The sequence below is a fragment of the Pseudomonas sp. PSE1(2024) genome (assembly GCF_050990555.1).
Taxonomy (GTDB): Bacteria; Pseudomonadota; Gammaproteobacteria; order Pseudomonadales; family Pseudomonadaceae; genus Aquipseudomonas; species Aquipseudomonas aphyarum.
The window spans coordinates 1016817-1042259 of the sequence record NZ_CP158967.1 but is presented as its reverse complement, the minus strand read 5'-3'; the positions used below and the strand labels follow the sequence as shown (position 1 = coordinate 1042259).

At 60.5% G+C, this 25443-nt stretch carries 30 protein-coding genes; 14 read left to right on the top strand and 16 right to left on the bottom strand.

The annotated features are described in order from the left end of the window. The first annotated feature begins 71 nt into the window (after positions 1-71). The 3 genes from algW to ABTV87_RS04495 all read left to right on the top strand — a co-directional run bounded on the left by algW (position 72) and on the right by ABTV87_RS04495 (position 4154). Positions 72-1229 (top strand): Do family serine endopeptidase AlgW, encoded by a 1158-nt coding sequence (gene algW / locus ABTV87_RS04505; RefSeq protein WP_085608084.1) that lies wholly within the window; start codon positions 72-74, stop codon positions 1227-1229. Positions 1230-1316: 87 nt separating this feature from the next. Continuing rightward, positions 1317-3422, top strand: a complete 2106-nt coding sequence (locus ABTV87_RS04500) for a TonB-dependent siderophore receptor (RefSeq protein ID WP_433899049.1) — start codon at positions 1317-1319, stop codon at positions 3420-3422. 12 nt (positions 3423-3434) lie between these two features. Further along, positions 3435-4154 (top strand): DUF4198 domain-containing protein, encoded by a 720-nt coding sequence (locus ABTV87_RS04495; RefSeq protein WP_433899048.1) that lies wholly within the window; start codon positions 3435-3437, stop codon positions 4152-4154. A 48-nt stretch (positions 4155-4202) separates the two neighbouring features. Here the strand turns inward: ABTV87_RS04495 and hisC are convergent, their stop codons facing one another. From hisC to ABTV87_RS04445, 10 genes are all read right to left on the bottom strand, one after another. Further along, the gene (gene hisC, locus ABTV87_RS04490) at positions 4203-5255 is read right to left on the bottom strand and encodes a histidinol-phosphate transaminase (protein WP_433899047.1); all 1053 of its coding nucleotides are present in this window, start codon (positions 5253-5255) and stop codon (positions 4203-4205) included. A 2-nt stretch (positions 5256-5257) separates the two neighbouring features. After that, on the bottom strand, positions 5258-6583 hold the full coding sequence (gene hisD / locus ABTV87_RS04485) for a histidinol dehydrogenase (RefSeq protein ID WP_433899046.1): 1326 nt from the start codon (positions 6581-6583) through the stop codon (positions 5258-5260). A gap of 124 nt (positions 6584-6707) precedes the next feature. Beyond that, positions 6708-7343, bottom strand: a complete 636-nt coding sequence (gene hisG / locus ABTV87_RS04480) for an ATP phosphoribosyltransferase (protein WP_007953554.1) — start codon at positions 7341-7343, stop codon at positions 6708-6710. Positions 7344-7470: 127 nt separating this feature from the next. Beyond that, the gene (murA, locus tag ABTV87_RS04475) at positions 7471-8736 is read right to left on the bottom strand and encodes a UDP-N-acetylglucosamine 1-carboxyvinyltransferase (RefSeq protein ID WP_007953555.1); all 1266 of its coding nucleotides are present in this window, start codon (positions 8734-8736) and stop codon (positions 7471-7473) included. Between the two features lie 22 nt (positions 8737-8758). Beyond that, on the bottom strand, positions 8759-8998 hold the full coding sequence (locus tag ABTV87_RS04470) for a BolA family protein (RefSeq protein ID WP_007953556.1): 240 nt from the start codon (positions 8996-8998) through the stop codon (positions 8759-8761). 115 nt (positions 8999-9113) lie between these two features. Next, positions 9114-9419: an STAS domain-containing protein gene (locus ABTV87_RS04465; RefSeq protein ID WP_007953557.1), complete on the bottom strand. Its 306-nt coding sequence runs from the start codon at positions 9417-9419 to the stop codon at positions 9114-9116. Further along, complete coding sequence (locus ABTV87_RS04460) at positions 9416-10066, bottom strand: MlaC/ttg2D family ABC transporter substrate-binding protein (protein ID WP_085608079.1); 651 nt, start codon at positions 10064-10066, stop codon at positions 9416-9418. The genes ABTV87_RS04465 and ABTV87_RS04460 overlap by 4 nt, the downstream gene beginning before the upstream one ends. 11 nt (positions 10067-10077) lie before the next feature. Next, positions 10078-10545 carry an outer membrane lipid asymmetry maintenance protein MlaD gene (gene mlaD, locus ABTV87_RS04455; RefSeq protein WP_007953559.1) on the bottom strand — a complete coding sequence of 156 codons (468 nt, stop codon included), beginning with the start codon at positions 10543-10545 and terminating at the stop codon, positions 10078-10080. Next, positions 10545-11342: a lipid asymmetry maintenance ABC transporter permease subunit MlaE gene (gene mlaE / locus ABTV87_RS04450; protein WP_007953561.1), complete on the bottom strand. Its 798-nt coding sequence runs from the start codon at positions 11340-11342 to the stop codon at positions 10545-10547. Before mlaE ends, mlaD begins: the two co-directional genes overlap by 1 nt. Then, entirely contained in the window at positions 11342-12154 is an 813-nt protein-coding gene (locus ABTV87_RS04445) for an ATP-binding cassette domain-containing protein (RefSeq protein WP_007953564.1), read from the bottom strand. The genes mlaE and ABTV87_RS04445 overlap by 1 nt, the downstream gene beginning before the upstream one ends. A 276-nt stretch (positions 12155-12430) precedes the next feature. On the opposite strand from ABTV87_RS04445, the gene ABTV87_RS04440 reads away from it, so the two are divergent. From ABTV87_RS04440 to ABTV87_RS04395, 10 genes are all read left to right on the top strand, one after another. Continuing rightward, positions 12431-13405 (top strand): KpsF/GutQ family sugar-phosphate isomerase, encoded by a 975-nt coding sequence (locus ABTV87_RS04440; protein ID WP_007953565.1) that lies wholly within the window; start codon positions 12431-12433, stop codon positions 13403-13405. Beyond that, a complete protein-coding gene (locus ABTV87_RS04435; RefSeq protein WP_433899045.1) occupies positions 13406-13930 on the top strand; it encodes a KdsC family phosphatase in 525 nt (174 codons plus the stop codon). Positions 13931-13938: 8 nt separating this feature from the next. After that, on the top strand, positions 13939-14511 hold the full coding sequence (gene lptC / locus ABTV87_RS04430; RefSeq protein ID WP_007953568.1) for an LPS export ABC transporter periplasmic protein LptC: 573 nt from the start codon (positions 13939-13941) through the stop codon (positions 14509-14511). Then, on the top strand, positions 14498-15043 hold the full coding sequence (gene lptA, locus ABTV87_RS04425) for a lipopolysaccharide transport periplasmic protein LptA (protein ID WP_007953570.1): 546 nt from the start codon (positions 14498-14500) through the stop codon (positions 15041-15043). Before lptC ends, lptA begins: the two co-directional genes overlap by 14 nt. Then, on the top strand, positions 15043-15768 hold the full coding sequence (gene lptB, locus ABTV87_RS04420; RefSeq protein WP_007953572.1) for an LPS export ABC transporter ATP-binding protein: 726 nt from the start codon (positions 15043-15045) through the stop codon (positions 15766-15768). The genes lptA and lptB overlap by 1 nt, the downstream gene beginning before the upstream one ends. A gap of 186 nt (positions 15769-15954) precedes the next feature. Then, on the top strand, positions 15955-17448 hold the full coding sequence (locus ABTV87_RS04415; RefSeq protein ID WP_011332472.1) for an RNA polymerase factor sigma-54: 1494 nt from the start codon (positions 15955-15957) through the stop codon (positions 17446-17448). Positions 17449-17521: 73 nt separating this feature from the next. Beyond that, positions 17522-17830 (top strand): ribosome hibernation-promoting factor, HPF/YfiA family, encoded by a 309-nt coding sequence (gene hpf, locus ABTV87_RS04410; RefSeq protein WP_007953578.1) that lies wholly within the window; start codon positions 17522-17524, stop codon positions 17828-17830. A gap of 11 nt (positions 17831-17841) precedes the next feature. Next, on the top strand, positions 17842-18306 hold the full coding sequence (gene ptsN / locus ABTV87_RS04405) for a PTS IIA-like nitrogen regulatory protein PtsN (protein WP_433899044.1): 465 nt from the start codon (positions 17842-17844) through the stop codon (positions 18304-18306). Between the two features lie 2 nt (positions 18307-18308). Continuing rightward, positions 18309-19166, top strand: a complete 858-nt coding sequence (rapZ, locus tag ABTV87_RS04400) for an RNase adapter RapZ (RefSeq protein WP_007953582.1) — start codon at positions 18309-18311, stop codon at positions 19164-19166. A 15-nt stretch (positions 19167-19181) separates the two neighbouring features. Beyond that, positions 19182-19457, top strand: a complete 276-nt coding sequence (locus ABTV87_RS04395) for an HPr family phosphocarrier protein (RefSeq protein ID WP_007953585.1) — start codon at positions 19182-19184, stop codon at positions 19455-19457. Between the two features lie 39 nt (positions 19458-19496). Here the strand turns inward: ABTV87_RS04395 and ABTV87_RS04390 are convergent, their stop codons facing one another. The 6 genes from ABTV87_RS04390 to pmbA form a co-directional block, all read right to left on the bottom strand. Further along, positions 19497-20390 carry a ZIP family metal transporter gene (locus ABTV87_RS04390; RefSeq protein WP_085608078.1) on the bottom strand — a complete coding sequence of 298 codons (894 nt, stop codon included), beginning with the start codon at positions 20388-20390 and terminating at the stop codon, positions 19497-19499. Between the two features lie 30 nt (positions 20391-20420). Beyond that, the gene (locus ABTV87_RS04385) at positions 20421-21032 is read right to left on the bottom strand and encodes a superoxide dismutase (protein WP_045121714.1); all 612 of its coding nucleotides are present in this window, start codon (positions 21030-21032) and stop codon (positions 20421-20423) included. Position 21033: 1 nt separating this feature from the next. Then, positions 21034-21474, bottom strand: a complete 441-nt coding sequence (locus tag ABTV87_RS04380) for a hypothetical protein (protein ID WP_007953590.1) — start codon at positions 21472-21474, stop codon at positions 21034-21036. 27 nt (positions 21475-21501) lie between these two features. Next, complete coding sequence (locus ABTV87_RS04375; protein WP_007953592.1) at positions 21502-22878, bottom strand: class II fumarate hydratase; 1377 nt, start codon at positions 22876-22878, stop codon at positions 21502-21504. Then, on the bottom strand, positions 22859-23266 hold the full coding sequence (locus ABTV87_RS04370; RefSeq protein ID WP_433899043.1) for a FagA protein: 408 nt from the start codon (positions 23264-23266) through the stop codon (positions 22859-22861). Before ABTV87_RS04370 ends, ABTV87_RS04375 begins: the two co-directional genes overlap by 20 nt. A gap of 162 nt (positions 23267-23428) precedes the next feature. Continuing rightward, entirely contained in the window at positions 23429-24775 is a 1347-nt protein-coding gene (pmbA, locus tag ABTV87_RS04365) for a metalloprotease PmbA (RefSeq protein WP_039769277.1), read from the bottom strand. 108 nt (positions 24776-24883) lie between these two features. Between pmbA and yjgA the strand changes: the two genes are divergently transcribed. Next, entirely contained in the window at positions 24884-25408 is a 525-nt protein-coding gene (gene yjgA, locus ABTV87_RS04360) for a ribosome biogenesis factor YjgA (protein ID WP_007953598.1), read from the top strand. Positions 25409-25443 lie beyond the last annotated feature (35 nt).

Here is a 25443-nt window from a genome sequence, read left to right as displayed (position 1 = left end):
GCGCGGCCTCGTATAATGCGCGACATTATGGGCGGTCTGACCCCGCCTGCAACTTTTCCAGGACGTGCTTAATGCTCAAGGCGCTGCGTTTTTTCGGCTGGCCGCTGTTGGCCGGCGTGCTTATCGCTCTGTTGATTATTCAGCGTTACCCGCAGTGGGTCGGGCTTCCGAGCCTCGACGTCAACCTGCAACAGGCCCCGCAGACCACCAGCGTGCAGCAGGGGCCGGTGTCCTATGCCGACGCGGTGAGCATCGCCGCGCCGTCGGTGGTGAACCTCTACACCACCAAAGTCATCAATAAACCAAGCCATCCGCTGTTCGAAGACCCGCAGTTCCGCCGCTTCTTCGGTGACAACTCGCCGAAGCAGAAGCGCATGGAATCGAGCCTCGGCTCCGGCGTGATCATGAGCCCGGAAGGCTACATCCTGACCAACAACCACGTCACCAGCGGCGCCGACCAGATCGTCGTGGCGCTCAAGGACGGTCGCGAAACCCTGGCCCGAGTGATCGGCAGCGACCCGGAAACCGACCTCGCAGTCCTGAAGATCGACCTGAAAACCCTGCCTTCGATCACCGTCGGCCGTTCCGACAACATCCGCATCGGCGACGTCGCACTGGCCATCGGCAACCCGTTCGGCGTCGGCCAGACCGTGACCATGGGCATCATCAGCGCCACCGGCCGCAACCAACTGGGGCTGAACAACTACGAAGACTTCATCCAGACCGACGCGGCGATCAACCCGGGCAACTCCGGCGGTGCGCTGGTCGACGCCAACGGCAACCTCACCGGCATCAACACCGCGATTTTCTCCAAGTCCGGCGGCTCGCAAGGCATCGGCTTCGCGATTCCGGTGAAACTGGCTATGGAAGTGATGAAGTCGATCATCGAGCACGGTCAGGTCATTCGCGGCTGGCTGGGCATTGAAGTGCAACCGCTGACTCAGGAACTGGCCGAATCGTTTGGCCTGTCCGGACGTCCGGGAATCGTGGTGGCGGGGATTTTCCGCGACGGCCCGGCCCAGAAGGCCGGCCTGCAACTGGGTGACGTGATCCTGAGCATTGACGGCGAACCGGCCGGTGATGGCCGCAAATCGATGAACCAGGTGGCGCGGATCAAGCCGACCGACAAGGTCACGATTCAGGTGATGCGCAATGGCAAGGAGTTGAAGCTGACCGCTGAAATCGGCTTGCGTCCGCCGCCAGCGCCGGTGAAGGAAAAAGAAGAGTAAGCCTTTGTTCGCGTCATTGGCGCGAATAACAGACATTCTCAACAGGCATGTTATATTGTTTCAATTAACACATTGGAACAACATAACATGTCGTCTCGAAAAAAGGCCTCCCTCCTCGGCCTGACCCTTGGCCTGCTTGGCGATCCCGCGTTTGCCGATGAACCGCAAACGCTCGAACTCGACGCCATCAGCGTCACCTCCGATTACGAATCCCCTACCGGTCCGGTCAAAGGCTACCGCGCTACCCGCTCGTCCAGCGCCACCAAAACCGACACCGCAATCCGCGATATTCCGCAGGCCATCAGCGTGGTGCCCGCCAGCGTACTCAAGGATCTGGGCAGCACCAGCGTCGAACGCGCGCTGGATTTCGCCGGTGGCGTTTCAAAACAAAACAACTTCGGCGGCCTGACGCTTTACGAATACAGCGTGCGCGGCTTCACCACCTCCGAGTTTTACCAGGACGGCTTCAGCGCCAACCGTGGTTACCCGAGCACACCCGACGCCGCCAACATCGAGCGCATCGAAGTGCTCAAAGGACCGGCCGCCAGCCTGTACGGCCGAGGCGATCCGGGTGGCACGGTGAACATCGTCACCAAGAAACCGCAGCCCGAAGCTTTCACTACCCTGCAAACCAGTGCCGGCAGTTGGGATCGTTATCGCACCGCGCTGGACGTCAACACGCCGCTGGATGATCAGGGTGATGTGCTGTCGCGAATCAACCTCGCGGTCGAGGACAACAACAGCTTTCGCGATCACGTCGACAGCAAACGCGTCTTCGTCGCCCCCTCTTTCAGTTGGCAGTTGAACCCGGACACCAGCCTGCTGGTGGAGAGCGAATTCGTGCGTCATAGCTCGACTTTCGACCGCGGCATCGTTGCGCCAAACAATAAATGGAGCGGCGTCTCGCGCTCGACATTCCTGGGCGAACCGAACGACGGCAACATCGACAACCACAACAACAGACTGCAAGCCACGCTTGAGCACCACCTCAACGATGCCTGGAAACTGCGCCTGGCCAGCCATTACAAGGAAGGCAAACTGTGGGGATTCGCCTCCGAAAACCGTCCTTTGAATGCCGATGGCCACACAATCAACCGCCGCTATCGCGAGCGCGATACCAACTGGCACGACAGCATCACCCAGCTGGAACTGCGCGGCCTGTTCGACCTCGGTACCTGGCAGCACGAACTGCTGATCGGCAGCGAGTACGAGAACTTCCGCAAGAACGAGCGCGTCACCACCATCGCCGGCGGGCCTTACGCCATCGATATCTATAACCCGGTGTACGGCCAGCCCAAACCCAACGGCGCACGCTCCGGCACAGACTTTTTCGAACACGTCGAAAGCCATGCGCTGAACCTGCAGGATCAAATCGTCTTCAGCGAAAAACTGCGCGGGATGATCGGTGCGCGCTTCGAGCATTTCGACCAAAACATCGATGACCACAGCCGCAACACCACCAGCCGTCAGACTCACGACGCGCTCACCCAACGTGCCGGCCTGCTCTATCAACTGACACCGGACACCGGCCTGTTCGCCAACGCCTCGACCTCATTCAAACCGAACAACGGCCTCGATGCGGCTGGCAAATCCTTCGATCCGGAAGAAGGCGTGGGTTACGAAATCGGCATCAAGAACGAACTGTTCGATGAACGGTTAAGCAGCACCCTCGCCTTCTTCCATATCGACAAGGAAAACGTCCTCGCCCTCGACCCGGGCACCGACACCAGCCGCGCCATGGGCAAGGCCCGCAGCCGGGGTTTCGATCTGCAAGTCACCGGGCAAGTCACCGACGCCGTCAGGGTGATCGGCGCATTCGCCTGGATCGACGCCGAAGTCACCAAGGGTGATGCCGCGATTCCTGCCGGTAGCCGCATCCTCGGGGTGGCCAAACGCAGCGGCAGCCTGCTGGGTGTCTACGAGTTTCAGGACAGCCGCTTGCGCGGCTCGGATATCGGCGCGGCGTTCACCTACGTCGGTGATCGCTCAGGTGAGTCCGGCAGCGATTTCGAGCTGCCGGCCTATCACACCGTCGACCTGCTGACCCATTACAAGGCCAGCGATACCGTCACTCTCGGCCTGAACCTGAACAACCTGTTCGACGAAAAATACTACGAGCGCTCGTACAGCAACTACTGGGTCAACCCCGGCGAGCCGCGCAATTTCACGGTCAGCCTGACACTCAACCTGTAAAAGGACGTCACCATGCATTACGGCAAATCCCTGCTGCTCATCGCCGCGCTGTTCGCCACTCACGCCTCGGCCCACGGTTTGTGGACCGAACAACGACGCGGCAATATCGAAGTCGTCTACGGCCACGGTGCCGAGGACAATGCGTTCAAACCACAAAAAATCAGCGGGGCGTGGGCCTTTGACGCGAGCGGCAAGATGATTCCCGTCAGTGTGCAGCGCCTGGCGGATCACGCCCGCCTGCAACCGTTGAAACCGCCAGCGGTGTTGGCCGTGGCCCTGAACAACGGCATGTGGTCGCAAACCGCCGACAAGAAATGGATCAACGAGGGGCGCAGCAAAGTCCCGGGCGCCATAGAGTCGACCGAGACACTCAAGTACAGCCTGGCGATTTATCAGCCGGGAGCGAAGCTGCCTAAACTGGATCAGATCAAATTGCTGATTTTGCCGGAGGTCGATCCGCTGACCGTCGGGCCGGGGAAATCATTGCCGGTGCGTGTGTTGCTGGATGGCAAACCGGCCGCGGGCGTGAAGTTGATCGGTGACTACCGCAGCGCGCCGAATACCTTGAGCACTGAAACCGACAAGGACGGCCGCGCGCAGGTGCTGGTGCGTAATGAGGGATTGAATGTGATTGCGGCGCAGGTGGAAGTGCCGGTGAAGGACAGTTCAGAAGTGAGCAGCAGAGGGTTGTTCAGTTCGTTGACGTTCCTTGGCGAACCGCATCACGAATAAACCAGCGCTGATCCCTGCGGGACAAAACCCACAGGGATCAGCGTCGTTTCAGAGTTCGCCCAGACCGTCGATCAACGCCTGATTCTGCTCCGGCGTGCCGATCGAGATCCGCAGGAACTGGGCAATCCGCTCCTGCTTGAAGTGGCGCACGATCACGCCCTGTTCACGCAGTTTGGCTGCCAGCCCTGCCGCATCGTGTTGCGGATGCCGGGCGAAGATGAAGTTCGCGGCCGACGGCAGCACTTCAAAGCCCTTGGCCTGCAACTGCGCAACCACCCATTCGCGACTCTCGATCACCAGTGCGCAGGTCTTGTCGAAGTACTCGCGATCTTCGAACGCCGCCGCCGCGCCGACATTCGCCATGCGATCGATCGGGTAGGAGTTGAAGCTGTTCTTGATCCGCTCCAGCGCCTCGACCAGGTCCGGGTGGCCGACCGCCAGACCGACCCGCAGGCCCGCCAGCGAACGGGACTTGGACAGAGTCTGGGTGACCAGCAGGTTCGGATAACGGTCCACCAGGCTGATCGCGGTCTCGCCGCCGAAGTCGATGTAGGCCTCGTCGACCACCACCACCGAATCCGGGCTGGCCTTGAGGATCTGCTCGACCGCTTCCAGTGCCAGCAGGCAACCGGTCGGTGCGTTCGGGTTGGGGAAGATGATCCCGCCGTTCGGCTTGGCGTAGTCCGCCGGGTTGATCTGGAACTGCGCATCCAGCGGCACCGCATCGAAATCGATGCCGTAGAGGCCACAGTAGACCGGATAAAAGCTGTAGCTGATGTCCGGGAACAGGATCGGCTGATCGTGTTGCAGCAGGCCGTGGAAGATGTGCGCCAGCACTTCGTCCGAACCGTTGCCGAGGAACACCTGATTGCTTTGTACGCCGTAATACTTGGCGACGGCGTTCTTCAGCAGGTCACTGTTCGGATCAGGGTATAGACGCAGGTTGTCGTTGAGTTCGGTCTGCATCGCCGCCAGGGCTTTTGGCGACGGGCCGTACGGGTTTTCGTTGGTGTTGAGTTTGACCAGACGGGTCAGCTTCGGCTGCTCGCCAGGCACATACGGCACCAGATCCTTGACGAACGGGCTCCAGAATTTACTCATGTTCAGTTCCCCTTCACTTCGTCTTTGATGCGGTATTCGGCGCTGCGCGCGTGGGCGCTCAGCGATTCGCCACGGGCCAGGATCGATGCGGTCTTACCCAGATCGGAAGCACCGGCCTCGGAGCAGAAGATGATCGACGAACGTTTCTGGAAGTCATACACGCCCAGCGGCGAAGAGAAACGCGCGGTGCCGGACGTCGGCAGCACGTGGTTCGGACCTGCGCAGTAGTCGCCCAGCGCTTCGGAGGTGTGGCGGCCCATGAAGATCGCGCCGGCGTGGCGGATCTGCGGCAGCCAGGCCTGCGGGTCGGCGACCGACAGCTCAAGGTGCTCCGGGGCGATGCGGTTGGCGACTTCGATGGCCTGGGCCATGTCGCGCACGTGGATCAGTGCACCACGGCCATTAATCGAGGTTTCGATGATGGTCGCGCGATCCATGGTCGGCAGCAGTTTGTCGATGCTGGCGGCGACCTTGTCGAGGAACTCGGCGTCCGGGCTGACCAGAATCGCCTGGGCGTCTTCGTCGTGTTCGGCCTGGGAGAACAGGTCCATGGCGATCCAGTCCGGATCGGTCTGGCCGTCGCACACCACGAGGATTTCCGACGGGCCGGCGATCATGTCGATGCCGACCTGACCGAATACGTGACGTTTGGCAGTGGCGACATAGATGTTGCCCGGGCCGACGACCTTGTCCACCTGCGGCACGCTTTCGGTGCCATAGGCCAATGCGGCAACGGCTTGCGCACCACCGATGGTGAAAACGCGGTCGACGCCGGCGATGCACGCCGCCGCCAGCACCAGCTCGTTGACTTCACCGCGCGGGGTCGGCACCACCATGACCACTTCGGTCACGCCGGCGACCTTGGCCGGAATCGCGTTCATTAACACCGACGACGGGTACGACGCTTTGCCACCCGGCACGTACAGACCGGCGCGATCCAGTGGCGTGACTTTCTGGCCCAGCACCGTGCCGTCGGCTTCGGTGTAGCTCCAGGAGTCCTGCTTCTGTTTTTCGTGATAGCTGCGCACGCGAGCGGCGGCTTTTTCCAGTGCTTCGCGTTGCGGGACAGTGATGCGGGTCAGGGCCAGTTCCAGACGCTCGCGCGGCAGGATCAGGTCCGCCATCGAAGCGACTTCGAGGCCGTCGAACTTCTGGGTGAACTCGACCAGTGCCGCGTCACCGCGCTCGCGCACAGCCTTGATGATGTCCAGCACCCGCTGATTGACCGAGTCGTCAGACACACTTTCCCAGCTCAGCAGATGATCCAGATGATGCGCGAAATCCGGGTCAGCAGCGTTGAGTCGGCGAATTGCAGTCGGTGCGGTCATAGCGAGAGCCTCATAGGAATGGCAAAAACTCAGGCGCCCGAAACTACCATTCGATCCGCTTGGGCACCTGAGATTCTGGCTATGAGGCGGATAGACGGCGCAACCTGAAGGTCGCGCAGGTAAATCAGCCGCGGTGTCGAGACTCCACTGCCTTGCGCAGGGTGTCGATCAACGCCTGGATTCGGGCGTGTTGCATTTTCATCGAAGCCTTGTTGACCACCAGACGCGAGCTGATCGTGGCGATCAGCTCCTGAGGTTCCAGGCCGTTGGCGCGCAGGGTGTTGCCGGTGTCGACCACGTCGATGATCTTGTCGGCCAGGCCGATCAGTGGCGCCAGCTCCATCGAGCCATACAGCTTGATGATGTCGACCTGACGACCCTGCTCGGCGTAGTAACGCTTGGCAACGTTGACGAATTTGGTGGCGACGCGCAGGCGGCCCTTGGGCTCGACCGCGCCGACCTTGCCGGCGGTCATCAGCTTGCACTGGGCAATCTGCAGATCCAGCGGCTCGTACAGGCCCTGGCCGGTGTATTCCATCAGCACATCTTTACCGGCAACGCCGAGGTCGGCCGCGCCATGCTCGACATAGGTCGGCACGTCGGTGGCCCGCACGATCAACAGGCGAACGTCTTCCTGGGTCGTGGGGATGATCAGCTTGCGGCTCTTGTCCGGATTCTCGGTCGGCACGATGCCCGCTTCGGCGAGAAGCGGCAGGGTGTCGTCAAGGATGCGGCCCTTGGACAGTGCGATGGTCAACATGGGAAACGTCAGTCCTTATCAAAGTACTCATGTCCGGTCGCAATCGGCGCCGGACATACATCGAGGGCGTTGCCACCCCCGATCAAAACGAATTCAACGGACACTTCCCTGTGTCCAGATGCAGCGATCAGCCCGGAACGCGACGGATCTTGGCGCCCAGCATCTGCAGTTTTTCCTCAATGCACTCGTAACCACGGTCGATGTGGTAGATGCGGTCGATCAGGGTATCGCCCTGTGCCACCAGCGCCGAAATCACCAGGCTCGCCGAAGCACGCAGGTCGGTTGCCATCACTGGCGCGCCCTTGAGTGTTTCGATGCCGGTCACGATGGCGGTGTTGCCTTCGACCTGGATATGCGCGCCCATGCGGTGCAGTTCGTACACGTGCATGAAGCGGTTTTCGAAGATTGTCTCGATGACCGCGCCAGTACCTTCGGCAATGGCGTTGAGCGAAATGAACTGCGCCTGCATGTCGGTCGGGAACGCCGGGTACGGCGCAGTGCGCACGTTGACCGCTTTCGGGCGCTTGCCGTGCATGTTCAGCTCGATCCAGTCTTCACCACAGGTGATTTCTGCGCCGGCTTCACGGAGTTTTTCCAGAACGGCTTCGAGAATGGTCGGATCGGTGTCCTTGACCTTCACGCGGCCACCGGTGACCGCAGCGGCCACCAGGTAGGTACCGGTTTCGATGCGGTCAGGCATGACTTTGTAGAAAGCCGAACCCAGACGCTCGACGCCATCGATGGTGATGGTGTCGGTGCCAGCACCGGACACCTTGGCGCCCATGGCGTTGAGGAAGTTCGCCAGGTCGACCACTTCAGGTTCACGGGCGGCGTTCTGCAACACGCTGCGGCCCTTGGCCAGAGCGGCAGCCATCATGATGTTCTCGGTACCGGTCACGCTGACGGTATCGAAGAAGAAGTGCGCGCCGCGCAGGCCGCCTTCAGGCGCCTTGGCCTTGATGTAGCCGCCTTCGACGTCGATGACCGCGCCCATGGCTTCCAGGCCACGGATGTGCAGGTCGACCGGACGCGAACCGATGGCGCAACCGCCAGGCAGTGCGACTTCGGCTTCACCGAAACGCGCAACCATCGGGCCCAGCACCAGGATCGAGGCACGCATGGTTTTCACCAGTTCGTACGGAGCGATCAGGGTCTTGATGGTGCGCGGGTCGATTTCGACGCTGAGCTTCTCGTCGATCACAGGCTCGATGCCCATGCGACCGAACAGCTCGATCATGGTGGTGATGTCGTGCAGGTGCGGCAGGTTGCCAACGGTAACCGGGCCATCGCACAGCAGGGTGGCAGCCAGGATCGGCAGGGCGGAGTTCTTCGCCCCGGAGATGCGGATCTCGCCATCAAGACGAGCGCCACCGGTAATAATCAATTTATCCATAAGAATCTCGACGCCCTAGGGCTCAGGTGCGCTCGGCCCAGGCCGCGCTGCTGAAAAATTTCATAGTGACCGCGTGGATGCTGCCATCGGCGATCCAAGGGTTCAAATGGGCATAGATGCTTTGCTGACGCTTGACCGGGCTCAACGCCGCCAGTTCATCACTAATCACGTTCAGCTGAAAGTTGCAGCCTTCGCCTTCAACTTCCACCTGCGTTCCTGGCAGCTTTCCTTCAAGGAAGCTCTTCACTTCTACGGCCTGCATGCTCAACCTCAATCGGCGCCCTGTGCGCACGGGTCGGACATCATACAAAAAAGCCCCGCGCCTGCGAACCCCGCTGCGCAGGACTCTGACGGGGGGCTTCTCTATAGATGCGGGTTCAGGGTTGCGCCAACAGCTCGGTCAGTTCGCTGACCTGAGCAATTTCGCGCATGTCTTCGGGCATCCCGCGAATGCTGACCGCCTTGCCGGCGGCCTTTGCATCGCGAATGAAGCACAGCAGCAGCGACAGACCGACGCTGCTGGACTTCTCCACCGCCGAGCAATCGATCACCAATGCCGGGGCATTGCACGACTTGATCAGCGCCCGGCCCTGCTCGCGCAGATCAGGGCCGGTGCGGTAATCCAGCACGCCACTGAGCTGCAGCTCACTGGCTTCGTCCAGACGAATGGCCGACTCGGTCATTGGGCTGGCTTCTCGTTCTGCTCGGCCGACTGCTTGGCCTTGGCGACTTCACCGGCCCAGCCATTGATGGTCTTGTCCAGGTCGTTGCCATTGCGCTGCATGGCGTCGGCGAACTGGTCACGGAACAGCTTGCCGATGTTGATGCCGTTGATGATCACGTTACGCAGTTTCCACTCGCCGTTGATCTTCTCCAGGGTGTACGACACCGGATAGATCGCGCCGTTGTTGCCCTTGACGGTCATGCCGACGCTGGTGCGGTCGCCCGACTCATCCTTGGGAGCATCAACGGTGATGCCCTGGTTGTTGTACTCGAGCAGCGCGTTGCCGTAGAACTGGAACAGGCCGCGCTTGAAGTTTTCCTCGAAGGTCTTCATCTGCGCCGGGGTTGCCTTGCGCGAATACTTGACCGTCATGATGCTCTTGGAAATGCCCTCGGCATCCACGACCGGCCCGACGATGGTGTTCAACGCGGTGTAGAAGTCCTGCGGATCCTGCTTGTACTTCTCTTTGTTGGCCGACAGATCGGCGAGCATCCGGTTTGTGGTGTCCTGAACCAGATCGTGCGCCGATTGTGCCGCCACGGCGTTAGCCACCAGCGGCAGTGCCGCAAGCAACACCAACAGGCCACGTCGCAAGGTAGAGATCATTCAAAAGCTCCTCATTTGGCGTCTTTGCTAACGGTATTGAGCAGGAATTTACCGATCAGGTCTTCCAGTACCAGAGACGACTGTGTGTCGTGGATGGTTCCACCATCCTTCAGGCGGGTGTCTTCCCCGCCCACGCTGATACCGATGTATTTCTCGCCCAGCAGACCCGCTGTCAGGATAGATGCTGTGGAGTCGGTCGGCAGGTTGTCGACGCTTTTATCCACTTGCAGGGTCACCCGACCGGTGAAGCTGTCGCGGTCCAGATCGATCGCGGTGACCTTGCCGATGGTCACACCCGCCATGGTCACTTTGGCTCTGACCGTCAAACCGGCGATATTGTCGAAATAGGCGTAAAGCTTGTAGGTATCGGTGGTCGAAGTCGGAGACAGGCCACTGACCCGCAGGGCGAGCAGCAACAAGGCCAGGATCCCTGCCAGCAGGAACAGGCCGACACCGATTTCCAGGGTGCGGTTTTGCATCAGAAATCTCCAAACATCAAAGCGGTCAGAATAAAGTCCAGGCCGAGTACTGCCAGCGAGGCGTAAACCACGGTCTTGGTGGTGGCACGGCTGATCCCCTCGGAAGTGGGTTCGCAGTCATAGCCTTGAAATACGGCGATCCAGGTGACGACAAAAGCGAATACTGCACTTTTGATGATGCCGTTGAGCACATCGTCACCGAAGCTCACGCTGTTCTGCATGTTCGACCAGTAGGAACCTTCGTAGACGCCCAGCCAGTCGACGGCGACCCACGAACCGCCCCAGATGCCGACCACGCTGAAGATCATCGCCAGCACTGGCAGGGAAATGAAGCCGGCCCACAGACGCGGGGCAATGATGTACTTGAGCGGGTCGACCCCGATCATTTCCAGGCTGGACAACTGTTCGGTGGATTTCATGTTGCCGATTTCCGCCGTCAGCGCCGAACCTGCACGCCCGGCGAACAGCAGCGCAGTCACCACCGGCCCCAGCTCACGCAACAGGGTCAGTGCCACCATCTGGCCGACAGCCTGCTCCGAGCCATAGCTCGAAAGGATGTTGAAGCCCTGCAGCGCCAGCACCATGCCGATGAAGATCCCGGACACCACGATGATCACCAGCGACATCACGCCGACGGAATGCAGCTGCTTGACCAGCAGGCCGAAACCGCCGCCGATGCCACCACGCCCGAGCAAGGCATGAAACAGGAACAGGGTCGAACGCCCGAACACTGCGACGCTGTCGATTCCGGCGAGACCGAAACGACGCACACGCTCCATTAATGTAATTCTGCGCATCAGCGGCGCTTCCCCAGAAGATCGGCGCGGTAATCCGGCGCTGGAAAGTGATACGGCACCGGGCCGTCGGGTTCACCGGTCATGAACTGGCGGATACGCGGATCGTCCGAGCTCATCAGTTCGTCCGGCGTGCCCTGCCCCAATACCTGGCCATCACCGACCACATAGATGTAGTCGGCGATGCTCGCGGTTTCGGCGAGGTCGTGGGAGACCACGATGCTGGTAATCCCCAGGGCATCGTTGAGCAGACGGATCAGGCGAACCAGAACGCCCATGGCGATCGGATCCTGGCCGACGAACGGTTCGTCGTACATGAGGATCTGCGGATCGAGGGCAATGGCCCGGGCCAGTGCGACACGGCGTTTCATGCCGCCGGACAGCTCGTCGGGCATCAGTTCGATCGCACCGCGCAGCCCCACCGCCTGCAATTTGAGCAGCACGATGTCGCGGATCATCTCGTCCGGCAGGTCTGTATGAACGCGCAGCGGAAAGGCGACGTTCTCGAACACATCGAGATCGGTGAACAGCGCACCGCTCTGAAACAGTACGCCCATGTGCTTGCGCGCATCGAACAGATCGCTGCGCGACAGCTTCGGCAGGTTCTGGCCGTTGACCCAGACCTCGCCCTTGGATGGCCGCAACTGGGCGCCCATCAGGCGCAACAGCGTGGTCTTGCCACACCCGGAAGGCCCCATGATGCCGGTGACCTTGCCGCGCGGGATGCGGATATCGACGTTATTGAAAATGCTCCGCGCACCGCGCTTGAAGGAGACTCCCTTCAGCTCGACCGCGTAGGCGTTATCGGCACTCATCTAAACTCCTTGCGATGCAGCCTCTCACTCGGACGCCTGGCTTCCTGGAAGAAAGCCCCTACATCCCGGGCAGGCCGAACTGGCGGCGAACTATATCACTGCAAAGGGCAAGCGCCCAAGGCCTGCACCGGCCCGCATTCGGCGAGTTGAAGGGCTTGAAGCCTTATTTACAGAGTTTTGGTAACGAGGAATGACAAAGCACGACGAACTTGCGTGAGGCTTTTCAACATAACCGCTATAATCGCCGCCTTTTCATCGGGCTATACGATTTCTGACATGAGCCAAACCAGCGACCTGATTCAATCGGCACAACGCACCATCCGCCTCGAAGTGGAAGCCGTACAAGGCTTGTTGCCCCATATCGACGCCGATTTCGTACGCGCTTGCGAGATGATTCTGGCCAGCAAGGGCCGTGTTGTCGTAGTCGGCATGGGCAAGTCCGGGCACATCGGCAACAAGATTGCCGCGACCCTGGCCAGCACCGGCACCCCGGCGTTTTTCGTGCATCCGGCCGAGGCCAGCCACGGCGACATGGGCATGATCACCCGTGACGACGTGATTCTGGCCCTGTCGAACTCCGGCTCCACCAACGAAATCGTCACCCTGCTGCCACTGATCAAACGCCTGGGCATCCAGCTGATCAGCGTCACCGGCAACCCGCAATCGCCGCTGGCCAAGGCCGCCGAGGTCAACCTGAACGTTCACGTCGAGCACGAAGCCTGCCCGCTGAACCTGGCACCGACCTCCTCGACCACCGCCGCGCTGGTCATGGGCGACGCCCTGGCCGTGGCGCTGCTGGAAGCGCGCGGTTTCACCGCCGAAGACTTCGCCTTTTCCCACCCGGGCGGCGCACTGGGCCGACGCCTGCTGCTGAAAGTGGAAAATGTCATGCACGCCGGCCAGGAACTGCCGCAGGTACAGCGCGGCACCCTGCTCAAGGACGCGTTGATGGAGATGACCCGCAAGGGTCTGGGCATGACCGTCATTCTTGAAGCGGACGGCAAACTGGCCGGAATCTTCACTGACGGCGACCTGCGCCGCACCCTGGATCGCAGCATCGATATCCACAGCGCCACCATCGACCAGGTGATGACCGTGCACGGCAAGACCGCCCGCGCCGAAATGCTCGCTGCCGAAGCCCTGAAAATCATGGAAGACCACCGAATCAACGCACTGGTTGTCGTGGATGAAGAAGATCGCCCGGTCGGCGCCTTCAACCTCTCCGACCTGCTGCGCGCAGGAGTGATGTAAATGAGCAACGATCTGCTGCAACGCGGCAAAGCCATCAAACTGGCGGTTTTCGACGTCGACGGCGTCCTCACCGACGGGCGCCTGTACTTCCTTGAAGACGGCAGCGAGTTCAAGACTTTCAATACACTCGACGGTCAGGGCATCAAGATGCTGATGAACGCCGGCGTCCAGACCGCCATCATCAGCGGTCGCAAGACCCCGGTGGTCGAGCGTCGGGCAAAAAACCTGGGCATCCCGCACCTGTTTCAGGGTCGCGAAGACAAACTCGTCGTTCTCGACGGTCTTCTGGAGCAACTGGGCCTAAGCTATGAACAAGTGGCCTATCTCGGCGACGACCTGCCGGATCTGCCGGCGATCCGCCGTGTGGGGCTGGGCATGGCCGTGGCCAACGCCGCCGCCTTTGTGCGCGAGCACGCTCATGGCGTGACCCAGGCCCGTGGCGGCGAAGGTGCCGCCCGCGAATTCTGCGAACTGATCCTGCGCGCCCAAGGCAGCCTCGACGCCGCCAACAACGCGTACCTGTGAGTCCAACCATGTTTAGCAAAAAGTTTCGCAACATCCTGCTGTTCGGTTGCATCGCAGCGATTTTCGGTGCGGTCGGCTACTGGAACATCAGCCCGGAACGCTTCCTCGACAAACCGCCGGTTTCGGCAGAGGAAAGCCCGATCGACTGGTATGCGACCAATACCCACACGATCCAGTACCTCGAAGACGGCAAAGTGCAATACGAAATGACGTCCGACAAGGCTGAGCACGTCAAGGCGACCGACATTACACTGGTCACCAAACCCGATCTGAACATGTTCCGTGGCACCGATTTCCCATGGCACGTGACCAGCGAGCGCGGTGAAGTGAACTCCGGTGGCACCGAGGTCGAGCTGATCGACTCGGTACGCGTCAAGCGCACCGACGAAAAGAACCGCGACACCCTGATCACCTCCACTCGCATGACGGTGTTCCCGCAGCAGCAATATGCGCAGACCCAGCAACCCGTTAGAATCGACGGCGCTGGCGGTGTATCGACTGGCGTAGGAATGAAAGCGTATTTGAAGGAAAGCAGGATACACCTGCTATCGAACGTAAGAGGACAGTATGAGGCTCGTTAAAACCCTCCCTATTTTGCTCAGTCTGGGCGCAGCACTGGGAAGCGTGAGCGCCTGGGCTCTGCCGAACGATCAAGAGCAGCCAATCCGCATTCAGGCCGACGATGCCCAGCTGGACGACAAGAACGGCGTTGCCACCTACAAAGGCGACGTGATCATCACCCAGGGTTCGATGATCGTCAAAGGCAACACCGTGACCATGACCCGTGCGCCTAACGGCGATATCGACGTCGTGACTTCGGTGGGCAACCTCGCCTACTTCGAACAGTTGCAGACTGCTGGCGACACCAAACCCGTTCAGGGCTGGGGTGTGACCATTCAGTATCACGCGGCGCAAAACCGCGTTGTATTGATCGACAAGGCAAAAGTCGTCGACAAGGACAACAACACCACTCAGGGCGAGAAAATCGTCTATGACACGGTGAAGAAACTGGCCAGCGCCGGTCGAGCCACTGGCAGCAAGGTCACCGAAGCGCGTCCGCGCATCGACATGGTGATCCAGCCGAAGAAGAAAACCGACGAGAAAACCCAGTAATGGCAACTCTGAAAGCTCAGCACCTGGCCAAGGCCTATAAAAGCCGCCAGGTCGTGCGCGACGTCAGCCTGTCGATCGACAGCGGTCAGATCGTTGGCCTGCTCGGCCCGAACGGCGCCGGCAAGACCACCTGCTTCTACATGATCGTTGGCCTGGTCCAGGCCGATCAGGGTCGCGTACTGATCGACGACCTGGACGTCAGCCACCAGCCGATGCACGGTCGCGCCAAGGCCGGTATCGGCTATCTGCCGCAAGAAGCGTCGATCTTCCGCAAACTGTCGGTGGCCGACAACATCATGGCCATCCTCGAGACTCGTCAGGAGCTCGACAAGGCCGGCCGTCGCAAGGAGCTGGAAAGCCTGCTGCAGGAATTCCACATCAGCCACATCCGCGACAACCTCGGCATGAGCCTGTCCGGTGGTGAGCGCCGCCGCGTGGAAATCGCCCGCGCACTGGCCACGGCACCGAAGTTCATCCTGCTCGACGAACCGTTCGCCGGTGTCGACCCGATCTCCGTGGGCGACATCAAGCAGATCATTCACCACCTCAAGGCCAAGGGCATCGGCGTTCTTATCACCGACCACAACGTCCGTGAGACCCTGGATATCTGCGAAACCGCCTACATCGTCAACGACGGCCAGTTGATCGCCGAAGGCGACTCCGCGACCATCCTCGCCAACGATCTGGTGAAGGAAGTCTATCTGGGTCACGAGTTCCGCCTGTAAGCACGACGGCATTCGGCCAGCCGTCCGGGTGCTGTAACGTTGAAGCGCCTTTTTATACGCTTTTATTGTTACAGCGCTCTAGGCAAACACGACAGTTTCAGGCATATAATTTGCTTAAGTTTGGCGCTCCGGCGCCCTGTAGTGGATGGCGCATAGCGCCGGCGAATAAGGTGTTAAGCCCCTGCCATGAAACCATCGCTAGTCTTGAGAATGGGCCAGCAGCTGACGATGACACCGCAGCTGCAACAGGCCATCCGCCTGCTCCAATTGTCGACCCTGGATCTGCAACAGGAAATCCAGGAGGCTCTGGAATCCAATCCGATGCTCGAACGCCAGGAAGACGGCGACGACTTCGACAACTCCGATCCCATGGCCGACAACGCCGAACAGAAGCCCAACACCGAGATCCAGGAACCCTCCTATCAGGAGACCGCGCCGACAGTCGATAACCTCGAAGACGGCGAATGGAACGAGCGAATCCCCAACGAACTGCCCGTCGACACCGCCTGGGAAGACGTCTACCAGACCAGCGCCAGCAGCCTGCCCAGCAGCGACGATGACGAGTGGGACTTCACCACCCGCACCTCCGCCGGCGAGAGCCTGCAAAGCCACCTGCTGTGGCAGTTGAACCTGGCACCGATGTCCGACACCGATCGCCTGATCGCCGTCACCCTGATCGATTGCATCAACAATCAGGGCTACCTCGACGAAACCCTCGAAGAAATCCTCGACGCCTTTGATCCGGAGCTCGACATCGAGCTGGACGAGATCGAAGCCGTCCTTCACCGCATTCAGCAATTCGAACCGGCCGGCATCGGCGCACGCAACCTGGGCGAATGCCTGCTGCTGCAATTGCGCCAGCTGTCGGCCAAGACCCCTTGGCTGGCCGAGGCCAAGCGCCTGGTCACCGATTACATCGACCTGCTCGGCAGCCGCGATTACAGCCAGCTGATGCGCCGCATGAAGCTCAAGGAAGACGAGCTGCGCCAGGTCATCGAACTGGTGCAGAGCCTCAACCCGCGCCCCGGTTCGCAAATTGAATCCACCGAAGCCGAGTACGTGGTGCCTGACGTCATCGTGCGCAAGGACAACGAGCGCTGGCTGGTCGAGCTGAATCAGGAGTCGGTGCCGCGTCTGCGAGTCAACGCCCAGTACGCCGGTTTCGTGCGCCGCGCCGACACCAGTGCCGACAACACCTTCATGCGCAATCAGTTGCAGGAAGCCCGCTGGTTCATCAAGAGCCTGCAGAGCCGCAACGAAACCCTGATGAAAGTGGCTACCCAGATCGTCGAGCATCAGCGCGGCTTTCTGGAGTACGGCGACGAAGCCATGAAGCCGCTGGTGCTGCATGACATCGCTGAAGCCGTGGGCATGCACGAGTCGACGATTTCCCGCGTGACCACGCAAAAATTCATGCATACCCCACGGGGCATATATGAACTGAAATACTTTTTCTCCAGCCATGTGAGCACCTCCGAAGGCGGTGAATGCTCGTCCACGGCGATCCGCGCGATCATCAAGAAACTGGTTGCCGCGGAAAATCAGAAAAAGCCGTTGAGTGACAGCAAGATCGCTGGTTTACTGGAGGCACAAGGCATTCAGGTGGCTCGCCGCACCGTCGCCAAGTACCGCGAATCCCTCGGGATCGCGCCTTCGAGCGAACGCAAGCGGTTGATGTAAGCCACGTTACAGCGTTCCAGTGGCAGGCTCTTCGGCCTGCCGCTTTATGCACTGGCAACGAAGGAGAAGCTGTATGCAAGTCAACATCAGTGGACACCAACTGGAAGTTACCCAACCTCTCCGTGAGTACGTTGAGCAAAAGCTCAAGAGGCTTGAGGGACATTTCGACAAGATCACCAACGTGCAAGTCACGATGTGCGTCGAAAAGCTGAAGCAGAAAATCGAAGCCACGCTGCATATTCCCGGCAACGAGGTCGTCGCAAACGCGGAACATACCGATATGTACGCTGCGATCGACGCGCTGACCGACAAGCTTGATAAACAACTCAAAAAGCATAAGGAAAAGACCCAGAGCCTGCTTCAGGGCGCTACCGGTCGATAACCCCCACCCCCATGATCCGACTTGAAAGTATCCTGACCCCCGGCCGTTCCATGGTGAACGTGCCGGGCGGCAGTAAAAAGAAAGCCCTCGAACAAATTGCCAACCTGATCGCCCGGGAAGTCCCGGATCTGGAGATGCAAGATGTCTTCGAGGCATTGATTGCCCGTGAAAAACTGGGTTCCACCGGTTTTGGCAACGGCATCGCCATTCCTCACTGCCGCCTCAAGGGCTGCGAAGCGCCGATCAGTGCGCTGATGCACCTTGATGCTCCTATCGATTTCGACGCTATCGACGGCGCGCCTGTGGACCTGCTGTTCGTCCTGCTGGTGCCGGAAGCCGCCACCGATGCGCACCTGGAACTGTTACGCCAGATCGCCAGCATGCTCGACCGCAAGGACGTGCGCGACAGACTGCGCAGCGCGCCAAGCAACGAAGCGTTGTACCAGGTTGTACTGGAAGAACAGAACAGGCCGTAACCATGCGCTTGATCATTGTCAGTGGCCGTTCCGGCTCGGGTAAAAGTACCGCCCTGGATGTCCTTGAGGACAACGGCTACTACTGCATTGACAACCTGCCGGCCGGCTTGCTGCCAGATCTCGCCGAGCGCGCGCTGGTCCACACCGAAATGCTCCAGCCGCTGGTTGCCGTCTCGATCGATGCGCGCAACCTGCCGAGCCACCTGTCGCGGTTTCCCGAGCTGCTTGAGGAAGTCCGCAGCCGGCATATCCAGTGCGATGTCCTGTACCTGGATGCCGATGACGAAACATTGCTCAAGCGTTTTTCGGAAACCCGTCGTCGTCACCCGCTCAGCAATGCCAACCGTTCTCTGGCCGAAGCCATCAACGATGAAACCGCTCTGCTGGGCCCGATCGCCGATCTGGCCGATCTGAAGGTCAACACCACCAACCTCAATCTCTATCAGCTGCGCGACACCATCAAACTGCGCCTGTTGAACCAGCCGGAGCCGGGCACGGCGTTTCTGGTGGAGTCGTTCGGTTTCAAACGCGGCATGCCGGTGGATGCGGATCTGGTGTTCGATGTACGCTGCCTGCCGAACCCGTACTGGAAACCGGAGCTGCGCGCGCAATCCGGTCTCGATCAGCCGGTCGCCGAATATCTGGCGGCGCAGCCGGAGGTCGAGGAGATGTACCAGGACATTTACGCGTATCTGTACAAATGGTTGCCACGCTTTGCGGCGAGCAACCGCGCTTACGTCACCATTGCCATCGGCTGCACCGGCGGGCATCACCGTTCCGTTTACCTGACCGAACGTCTTGGCCAGGCGCTGCAGAAGACCCTGAAGAACGTCCAGGTTCGCCACCGCGACCTCAGCTAAAGGATTCACACCGCGATGCCTGCTCGTGAAATCGAAATCATCAACAAGCTGGGCCTGCACGCCCGCGCATCGGCAAAATTCGTCGGAGTGGCGGGCCAGTTTCCCGATTGCACGATCAGAGTGGGCCGCACCCCGGAAACCACGGTTGACGGTAAAAGCATCATGGCGATGATGATGCTCGCAGCCGGCAAGGGCACCAAGATCCACCTGAGTACCGATGGCCACCAGGAACAGGAAGCCATGGACGCGCTGGTGACCCTGATCAACAACTACTTCGACGAAGGTGGTTGAAAACGCTTGAAGCGAGGGAGCATGCTCCCTCCTCCCGGTTCATCCCAACGCGGTATCCATCACCATCATCAGACAGAAGCCGATCAGCAATCCCAGGCTTGCCAGCTTCTCGTGACCATTGCGTCGCGACTCCGGAATGACCTCGTGAGTCACCACCAGCAGCATGGCGCCTGCCGCCAACGCCAATCCCAAAGGCAGCAACAACTCGGCAAGACTGACCAGCCAAGCGCATAGCAGCGCGAACACCGGCTCGACCAGACCTGACGCGGCACCAATCAAAAACGCCTTGACCCGCGACATCCCGGCACCGGCCAGTACCAGTGCAATCACCAGCCCTTCCGGCACATCCTGCAAGGCAATGCCCATCGCCAGACTGTCTGCGTCCGGCATCCCACCACCCGCCGAGACGCCGACCGCCATGCCTTCCGGGATGTTATGGGCAATGATGGCGAACACGAACAACCAGATCCGTGGCGGAATCACCGGATGCTCGACAGTGCCGATGAGCATTTCCGGCGAGGCACCCGACACCCGGCGATCAACCAGATACAGGCCGAACGCCCCGAGCATGATGCCGAAACAGATCAGGCCGCTGGCGCCCCACGGGCTCAGACCCAGACTTTCGGCGGCGGCGATTCCCGGCACGATCAGCGAAAACGCGGTTGCCGCCAGCATCACGCCGGCGCCAAAACCCAGCAGCGTATCGCCCAGCGCCTGGGGCATGTTGCGGATCACCAGCACCGGAACCGCGCCGAGGGCGGTGCCGAGGGCGCAGATCGCGCCGCCCTGTAACGCTCGCGACAGCCTCGGTTCCAGATTCAGCCATTCCAGTCCGTGGGCGACCAGCAAGGTCATGCCCGCCAACAGCAATAGCGATCCAATTGCGTAACGAAACATACGCCCACTTCCGATCGCCAGTGTTTCAGTGCCCATAGTCAGCCTTGGATTGTTTTTATAGGAGACTTAAACCAGCGCGGCCTGATAGCGCGCAGCGACTTCTGGCCAGTTGATCACGTTGTAGAACGCGCTGATGTATTCCGGCCGACGGTTCTGATAGCGCAGATAGTAGGCGTGCTCCCACACGTCGAGGCCGAGAATCGGCGTGTTGCCGTTCATCAGTGGGCTGTCCTGGTTACCGCTGCTTTCCACCACCAGTTTCTTTTCCGGGGTGACGCTGAGCCAGGCCCAGCCACTGCCGAAGCGGGTCAGTGCGGCTTTGGTGAAGGCCTCTTTGAAGCTGTCGAGGCCACCCAGTTGCTCATCGATCGCCTTGGCCAGCGCGCCGTCCGGCTTACCGCCACCGCCGGGCACCATCACTTCCCAGAACAGCGAATGGTTGGCGTGACCGCCGCCCTGATTGATCACCGCCGCGCGGAGTTTTTCCGGCAGTTGCTGAACACTGGCAACCAGTTTCTCCACCGGCCATTCCGCGAACTCGGTGCCCTCGACCGCAGCGTTCAGGTTATTGATGTAGGTCTGGTGATGCTTGGTGTAGTGGATCTCCATGGTTTGCGCATCAATGTGCGGCTCCAGTGCGTCATAGGCGTAAGGCAAGGCTGGCAGGGTAAAAGCCATTTCAATGGACTCCATGGTGATGTGGGGCAGGCGCGCGGCGCGCATTGCCGGTATCCGGGTGCAGCAAACGCTGGGTGCGCGGGTATTCGCCGTGTTCGCTGATGAAATTGAGCAGCTCGACGTAGGTCTTGCTGCTCTGGCGAAGGGCTGCTTCACGCAGCGCCGGGCGCAGGCGCTCGTCCTGCATGGTCTGCAACAGGCGCTGGTGGATCGCGCAGAGGTATTCGGCGCTCTCCTCCGGCTGATTCAGGCGCAGATGCAGATCCGCCAGGTTGTGGTGGGAGATGACGCAGGCCGCCACCGCTTCGTCGGCATCGGCCCAGCGCTCGAACAACACCTGTGCCAGGGCCAATGCTTGCAGGTAGGCCTCGCGGGCATCGATCAGCTCGCCCAGCATGAAGCAGCGATTGGCCCGTTCGATCGTGCGTTTCCAGTGCTCCATGGTGAACCTCCAAAGCGGTTGCGGTGCTTACACGCCGCCGGCGGTGAGCTTCTCGGGATTGAGCAACTCTTCCAGCTGGCTGCGCGACAGGTCGGTGTGTTCCAGCGCAACGTCGATCACCGGGCGACCCTGTTTGTAGGCCTGCTTGGCGATTTCGGCGGCTTTCTGGTAACCGATGATCGGGTTGAGCGCAGTGACCAGAATCGGGTTGCGCGACAGCGCTTCCTTGAGGCGCGACTCGTTGACCTTGAAGCTGGCAATCGCCTTGTCACCCAGAAGACGGCTGGAGTTGGCCAGCAACTCGATGCTGCTCAACAGGTTCTGGGCGATGATCGGCAGCATTACGTTCAGTTCGAAATTGCCCGACTGCCCGGCGATGGTGATCACCGAGTCATTGCCGATCACTTGCGCGGCGACCATGGCGGTGGCTTCCGGAATCACCGGATTGACCTTGCCCGGCATGATCGACGAGCCCGGTTGCAGGCCTTCCAGTTCGATTTCACCGAGACCGGCAAGCGGGCCGGAGTTCATCCAGCGCAGGTCGTTGGCGATTTTCATCAGCGAAACGGCAGTGGCCTTGAGCTGCCCCGACACGGCTACAGCAGTGTCTTGTGAGCCGATCAGGGCGAACAGATCCTTGCCCGGTGTGAACTGGACGTTGGTCAACTGGCTCAATTGGCGGCTGAAACGCGCAGCGAATTCCGGATGCGCATTGATCCCGGTGCCGACCGCCGTGCCGCCCTGGGCCAGGGATTGCAGGCTTGGCAGCAAATCCTGCAGGTGACCGATATTGGCCTTGAGCTGCTGCGCCCAACCGTTGAGCACCTGGCTCATGCGCACCGGCATGGCGTCCATCAAGTGGGTGCGGCCGGTCTTGACGTGGTGATGGACTTGCTCGGACTTGCGTTCGATCACTTGCACCAGATGCAGCAGCGCTGGCAGCAGTTGTTCATGCAAGGCCAGCGCGGCGCTGACGTGGATGGTGGTCGGAATGATGTCGTTGCTGCTCTGCCCGCAGTTGACATGGTCGTTGGCGTTCACCGGCTCTTCGAGCAGACGGCTGGCCAGGGTGGCGATCACTTCGTTGGCGTTCATGTTGGAGCTGGTGCCGGAGCCTGTCTGGAATATATCCACCGGAAAATGCTGCATGAAGTCGCCTTCCAGCAGACCTTGGGCGGCATCGCTGATGGCTTTGCCTTGCGCGGCGCTGAGCTGGTTAAGTTCGACGTTGGCGCGGGCGGCGGCCGCTTTCGCCAGAATCAGGGCGCGGATGAACTGGGTCGGCATCGGTTTGCCGCTGATCGGGAAGTTATCCACTGCGCGCTGGGTCTGCGCGCCGTAGAGAGCGTCCACCGGCACCTGCAGTTCGCCCATGCTGTCGCGCTCAATACGTGTCTTGGTCATCGGTAAATCCTTGGACTAATTCAATGAGAGGAATCGAGGGTTGCAACTCGCAGGTGGCAAGCTGCCAGGTGTAGCTTTGCCAGCGTTTGAGCCGGCATTGGCACAGTGACAGGCGCTCCATTTCACGCAGCGGGCGCCAGGCTTGATCGAGGCAGAGGCTGCGCCAGTGCCACGGCAACGCGATGTCGGTGGCCGTGTCGAGCAGCAGACGGAAAGAGGTTTCGGCGACCGTCCAGGGCGAGGTCGCCGTGCAGCAGGCCAGGTATCGACCTTCGGCCAGGTAGTGTTCGATCAGGCGCGGTTCGTCGGGATCCATCGCGCAACGGATCTGGCGACTCATCCAGCGCCAGCTTTCGAGATACGGCTGCTCGTGCAAGGCAGAACTCATGATCCTGGGCTCATCCGATAATGAGATTTATTATTAGATGATAATGAGAACCAAAACAAGAGCGGCTTTTTTGCTGCCTTCACCAACCCGAAAAATTTGCGAACACAAAAAAAGGCGCGCCACCCAATCGGGTGGCGCGCCTTTTTTGTAACTGCCTGCGGCTTAGCTGCCCGCGACAGTCATCTTCTCGATCAACACCGAACCGGTGCGAATGTTGCTGCGCAGCTCCAGATCGTTACCCACCGCGACGATCTGCTTGAACATATCGCGCATGTTGCCGGCGATGGTCACTTCCTGCACCGCGAACTGGATTTCACCGTTCTCGACCCAGAAACCCGCCGCACCGCGCGAGTAATCACCGGTCACCATGTTCAGGCCATGGCCCATCAACTCGGTGACCAGCAGTCCACGCCCCATGCGCCGCAGCAAGGCAGCCTGGTCTTCATCGCCATGGGTGACGAACAGGTTATGCACGCCGCCCGCGTTGGCGGTGCTCGGCATGCCGAGTTTGCGACCGGAATAAGTGCCAAGGATGTACGAAACCAGCTCGCCTTTCTCGACGAACGGTTTGGCATAGGTCGCCAGGCCGTCACCATCGTAGGAAGCACTGCCCATGGCACGCATCAGGTGCGGACGCTCGTCGATAGTCAGCCATTCCGGGAACAGCTTCTGCCCCAGGGTGCCTTCGAGGAACGACGATTTGCGATAGAGACTGCCGCCGGAAATCGCCGACAGGAAGCTGCCGAACAACCCACCCGCCAGTTCCGCCGAAAACAAAACCGGCACTTCGCAGGTCGGCACCGGACGCGCACCCAGACGGCTCGCCGCCCGCTGTGCCGCACGCTGACCAATGCTCACCGGATCCGCCAGCAAGCTGCCCTGACGGTTCACGTCATACCAGTAATCGCGCTGCATCTGGCCATCGGCTTCTGCAATCATCACGCAGCTCAGGCTGTGTCGGGTCGAAGCGTAACCACCGATGAAACCGTGGCTGTTACCGTACACGCGGCAGCCCTGATGGGTGCTCAACGTGGTGCCATCGGCATTCTTGATGCGCGCATCGGCGTCGAACGCGGCGGCTTCGCAGAGGAGTGCCTTCTCGATGGCCTGTTCCGGAGTGATGTCCCATTGGTGGAACAGGTCGAAATCCTGAATATCCCGGGCCATCAGCGCGGCATCGGCCAACCCCGAGGCTTCGTCTTCGGAGGTGTGCTTGGCAATCGCCAGCGCCGCAGCAACGGTCTCGCGAATCGCATCCGGTCCAGTGGCGGAGGTGCTGGCCGAGCCCTTGCGCTGGCCGACATACAACGTGATGCCAAAACCCTGATCGCGGTTGAACTCGACGGTTTCGACTTCACGTTGACGCACCGACGTCGACAGCCCCTGCTCCAGCGACACCGCTACTTCGCAGGCACTGGCGCCCTGACGCTTGGCTTCGGCGATGATCTGCTCGACCTGTTCCTGCAGTGCCGGCAATGCCTGTGGGCCGACGCTTTCAACTGCACTCATGCTCATCTCCACTCAAATTCTGCTTTCGGCTGGGGCCTTCGAGCGACCGGGCCGGACAAGTGGCCCCCGACTGGTTATCATGGCGGCGTTTCTTTGCGGACTGCCACCATGGTTGATTCTTACGACGACTCCCTCGATACGGGAGAAAAAAGCAAATCCCAGGTCAAACGCGAGCTGCATGCTCTGGTTGACCTTGGCGAGCGCCTTACAACGCTCAAGCCCGACTTGCAGGCAAAACTGCCATTGACCGACGCATTGCGCCGGGCCCTGGCCGATGCGCCCAAGCACACCGCGAACATCGCGCGTAAACGGCATTTGCAGTTCATCGGCAAACTGATGCGCGATCAGGACACTGACGCGATTCTCACCCTGCTCGATCAACTCGATGCCTCTACCCGTCAGTACAACGAGCGTTTCCACAACCTCGAACGCTGGCGTGACCGCCTGATCGCCGGTGACGATGCCGTGCTGGAGAAATTCGTCGTCGATTACCCGGACGCCGACCGCCAGCAACTGCGTTCCCTGATCCGTCAGGCCCAGCACGAGGTTGCGCAAAACAAACCTCCTGCCTCAAGCCGCAAGATCTTCAAGTACATCCGTGAGCTGGACGAGACTCAACGCGGTCTGCGTTGATATTCGCCACCGGGTGGCCGCACCGCGCGCCACCC

Coding starts and splice junctions, on each gene's coding strand:
- pmbA (WP_039769277.1), bottom strand. CDS start 24,775: ATGAGTGCAGTTGAAAGCGTCGGCCCACAGGCATTGCCGGCACTGCAG.
- ABTV87_RS04445 (WP_007953564.1), bottom strand. CDS start 12,154: ATGAGTGCCGATAACGCCTACGCGGTCGAGCTGAAGGGAGTCTCCTTC.
- ABTV87_RS04390 (WP_085608078.1), bottom strand. CDS start 20,390: ATGGGCACTGAAACACTGGCGATCGGAAGTGGGCGTATGTTTCGTTAC.
- ABTV87_RS04375 (WP_007953592.1), bottom strand. CDS start 22,878: ATGACCAAGACACGTATTGAGCGCGACAGCATGGGCGAACTGCAGGTG.
- hpf (WP_007953578.1), top strand. CDS start 17,522: ATGCAAGTCAACATCAGTGGACACCAACTGGAAGTTACCCAACCTCTC.
- ABTV87_RS04465 (WP_007953557.1), bottom strand. CDS start 9,419: ATGACCGAGTCGGCCATTCGTCTGGACGAAGCCAGTGAGCTGCAGCTC.
- murA (WP_007953555.1), bottom strand. CDS start 8,736: ATGGATAAATTGATTATTACCGGTGGCGCTCGTCTTGATGGCGAGATC.
- ABTV87_RS04500 (WP_433899049.1), top strand. CDS start 1,317: ATGTCGTCTCGAAAAAAGGCCTCCCTCCTCGGCCTGACCCTTGGCCTG.
- ABTV87_RS04470 (WP_007953556.1), bottom strand. CDS start 8,998: ATGCAGGCCGTAGAAGTGAAGAGCTTCCTTGAAGGAAAGCTGCCAGGA.
- mlaD (WP_007953559.1), bottom strand. CDS start 10,545: ATGCAAAACCGCACCCTGGAAATCGGTGTCGGCCTGTTCCTGCTGGCA.
- yjgA (WP_007953598.1), top strand. CDS start 24,884: ATGGTTGATTCTTACGACGACTCCCTCGATACGGGAGAAAAAAGCAAA.
- hisD (WP_433899046.1), bottom strand. CDS start 6,583: ATGACCGCACCGACTGCAATTCGCCGACTCAACGCTGCTGACCCGGAT.
- hisC (WP_433899047.1), bottom strand. CDS start 5,255: ATGAGTAAATTCTGGAGCCCGTTCGTCAAGGATCTGGTGCCGTATGTG.
- ABTV87_RS04415 (WP_011332472.1), top strand. CDS start 15,955: ATGAAACCATCGCTAGTCTTGAGAATGGGCCAGCAGCTGACGATGACA.
- mlaE (WP_007953561.1), bottom strand. CDS start 11,342: ATGCGCAGAATTACATTAATGGAGCGTGTGCGTCGTTTCGGTCTCGCC.
- ABTV87_RS04435 (WP_433899045.1), top strand. CDS start 13,406: ATGAGCAACGATCTGCTGCAACGCGGCAAAGCCATCAAACTGGCGGTT.
- rapZ (WP_007953582.1), top strand. CDS start 18,309: ATGCGCTTGATCATTGTCAGTGGCCGTTCCGGCTCGGGTAAAAGTACC.
- ABTV87_RS04395 (WP_007953585.1), top strand. CDS start 19,182: ATGCCTGCTCGTGAAATCGAAATCATCAACAAGCTGGGCCTGCACGCC.
- lptC (WP_007953568.1), top strand. CDS start 13,939: ATGTTTAGCAAAAAGTTTCGCAACATCCTGCTGTTCGGTTGCATCGCA.
- ptsN (WP_433899044.1), top strand. CDS start 17,842: ATGATCCGACTTGAAAGTATCCTGACCCCCGGCCGTTCCATGGTGAAC.
- lptB (WP_007953572.1), top strand. CDS start 15,043: ATGGCAACTCTGAAAGCTCAGCACCTGGCCAAGGCCTATAAAAGCCGC.
- ABTV87_RS04460 (WP_085608079.1), bottom strand. CDS start 10,066: ATGATCTCTACCTTGCGACGTGGCCTGTTGGTGTTGCTTGCGGCACTG.
- ABTV87_RS04370 (WP_433899043.1), bottom strand. CDS start 23,266: ATGAGTTCTGCCTTGCACGAGCAGCCGTATCTCGAAAGCTGGCGCTGG.
- ABTV87_RS04440 (WP_007953565.1), top strand. CDS start 12,431: ATGAGCCAAACCAGCGACCTGATTCAATCGGCACAACGCACCATCCGC.
- ABTV87_RS04380 (WP_007953590.1), bottom strand. CDS start 21,474: ATGGAGCACTGGAAACGCACGATCGAACGGGCCAATCGCTGCTTCATG.
- algW (WP_085608084.1), top strand. CDS start 72: ATGCTCAAGGCGCTGCGTTTTTTCGGCTGGCCGCTGTTGGCCGGCGTG.
- ABTV87_RS04495 (WP_433899048.1), top strand. CDS start 3,435: ATGCATTACGGCAAATCCCTGCTGCTCATCGCCGCGCTGTTCGCCACT.
- ABTV87_RS04385 (WP_045121714.1), bottom strand. CDS start 21,032: ATGGCTTTTACCCTGCCAGCCTTGCCTTACGCCTATGACGCACTGGAG.
- lptA (WP_007953570.1), top strand. CDS start 14,498: ATGAGGCTCGTTAAAACCCTCCCTATTTTGCTCAGTCTGGGCGCAGCA.
- hisG (WP_007953554.1), bottom strand. CDS start 7,343: ATGTTGACCATCGCACTGTCCAAGGGCCGCATCCTTGACGACACCCTG.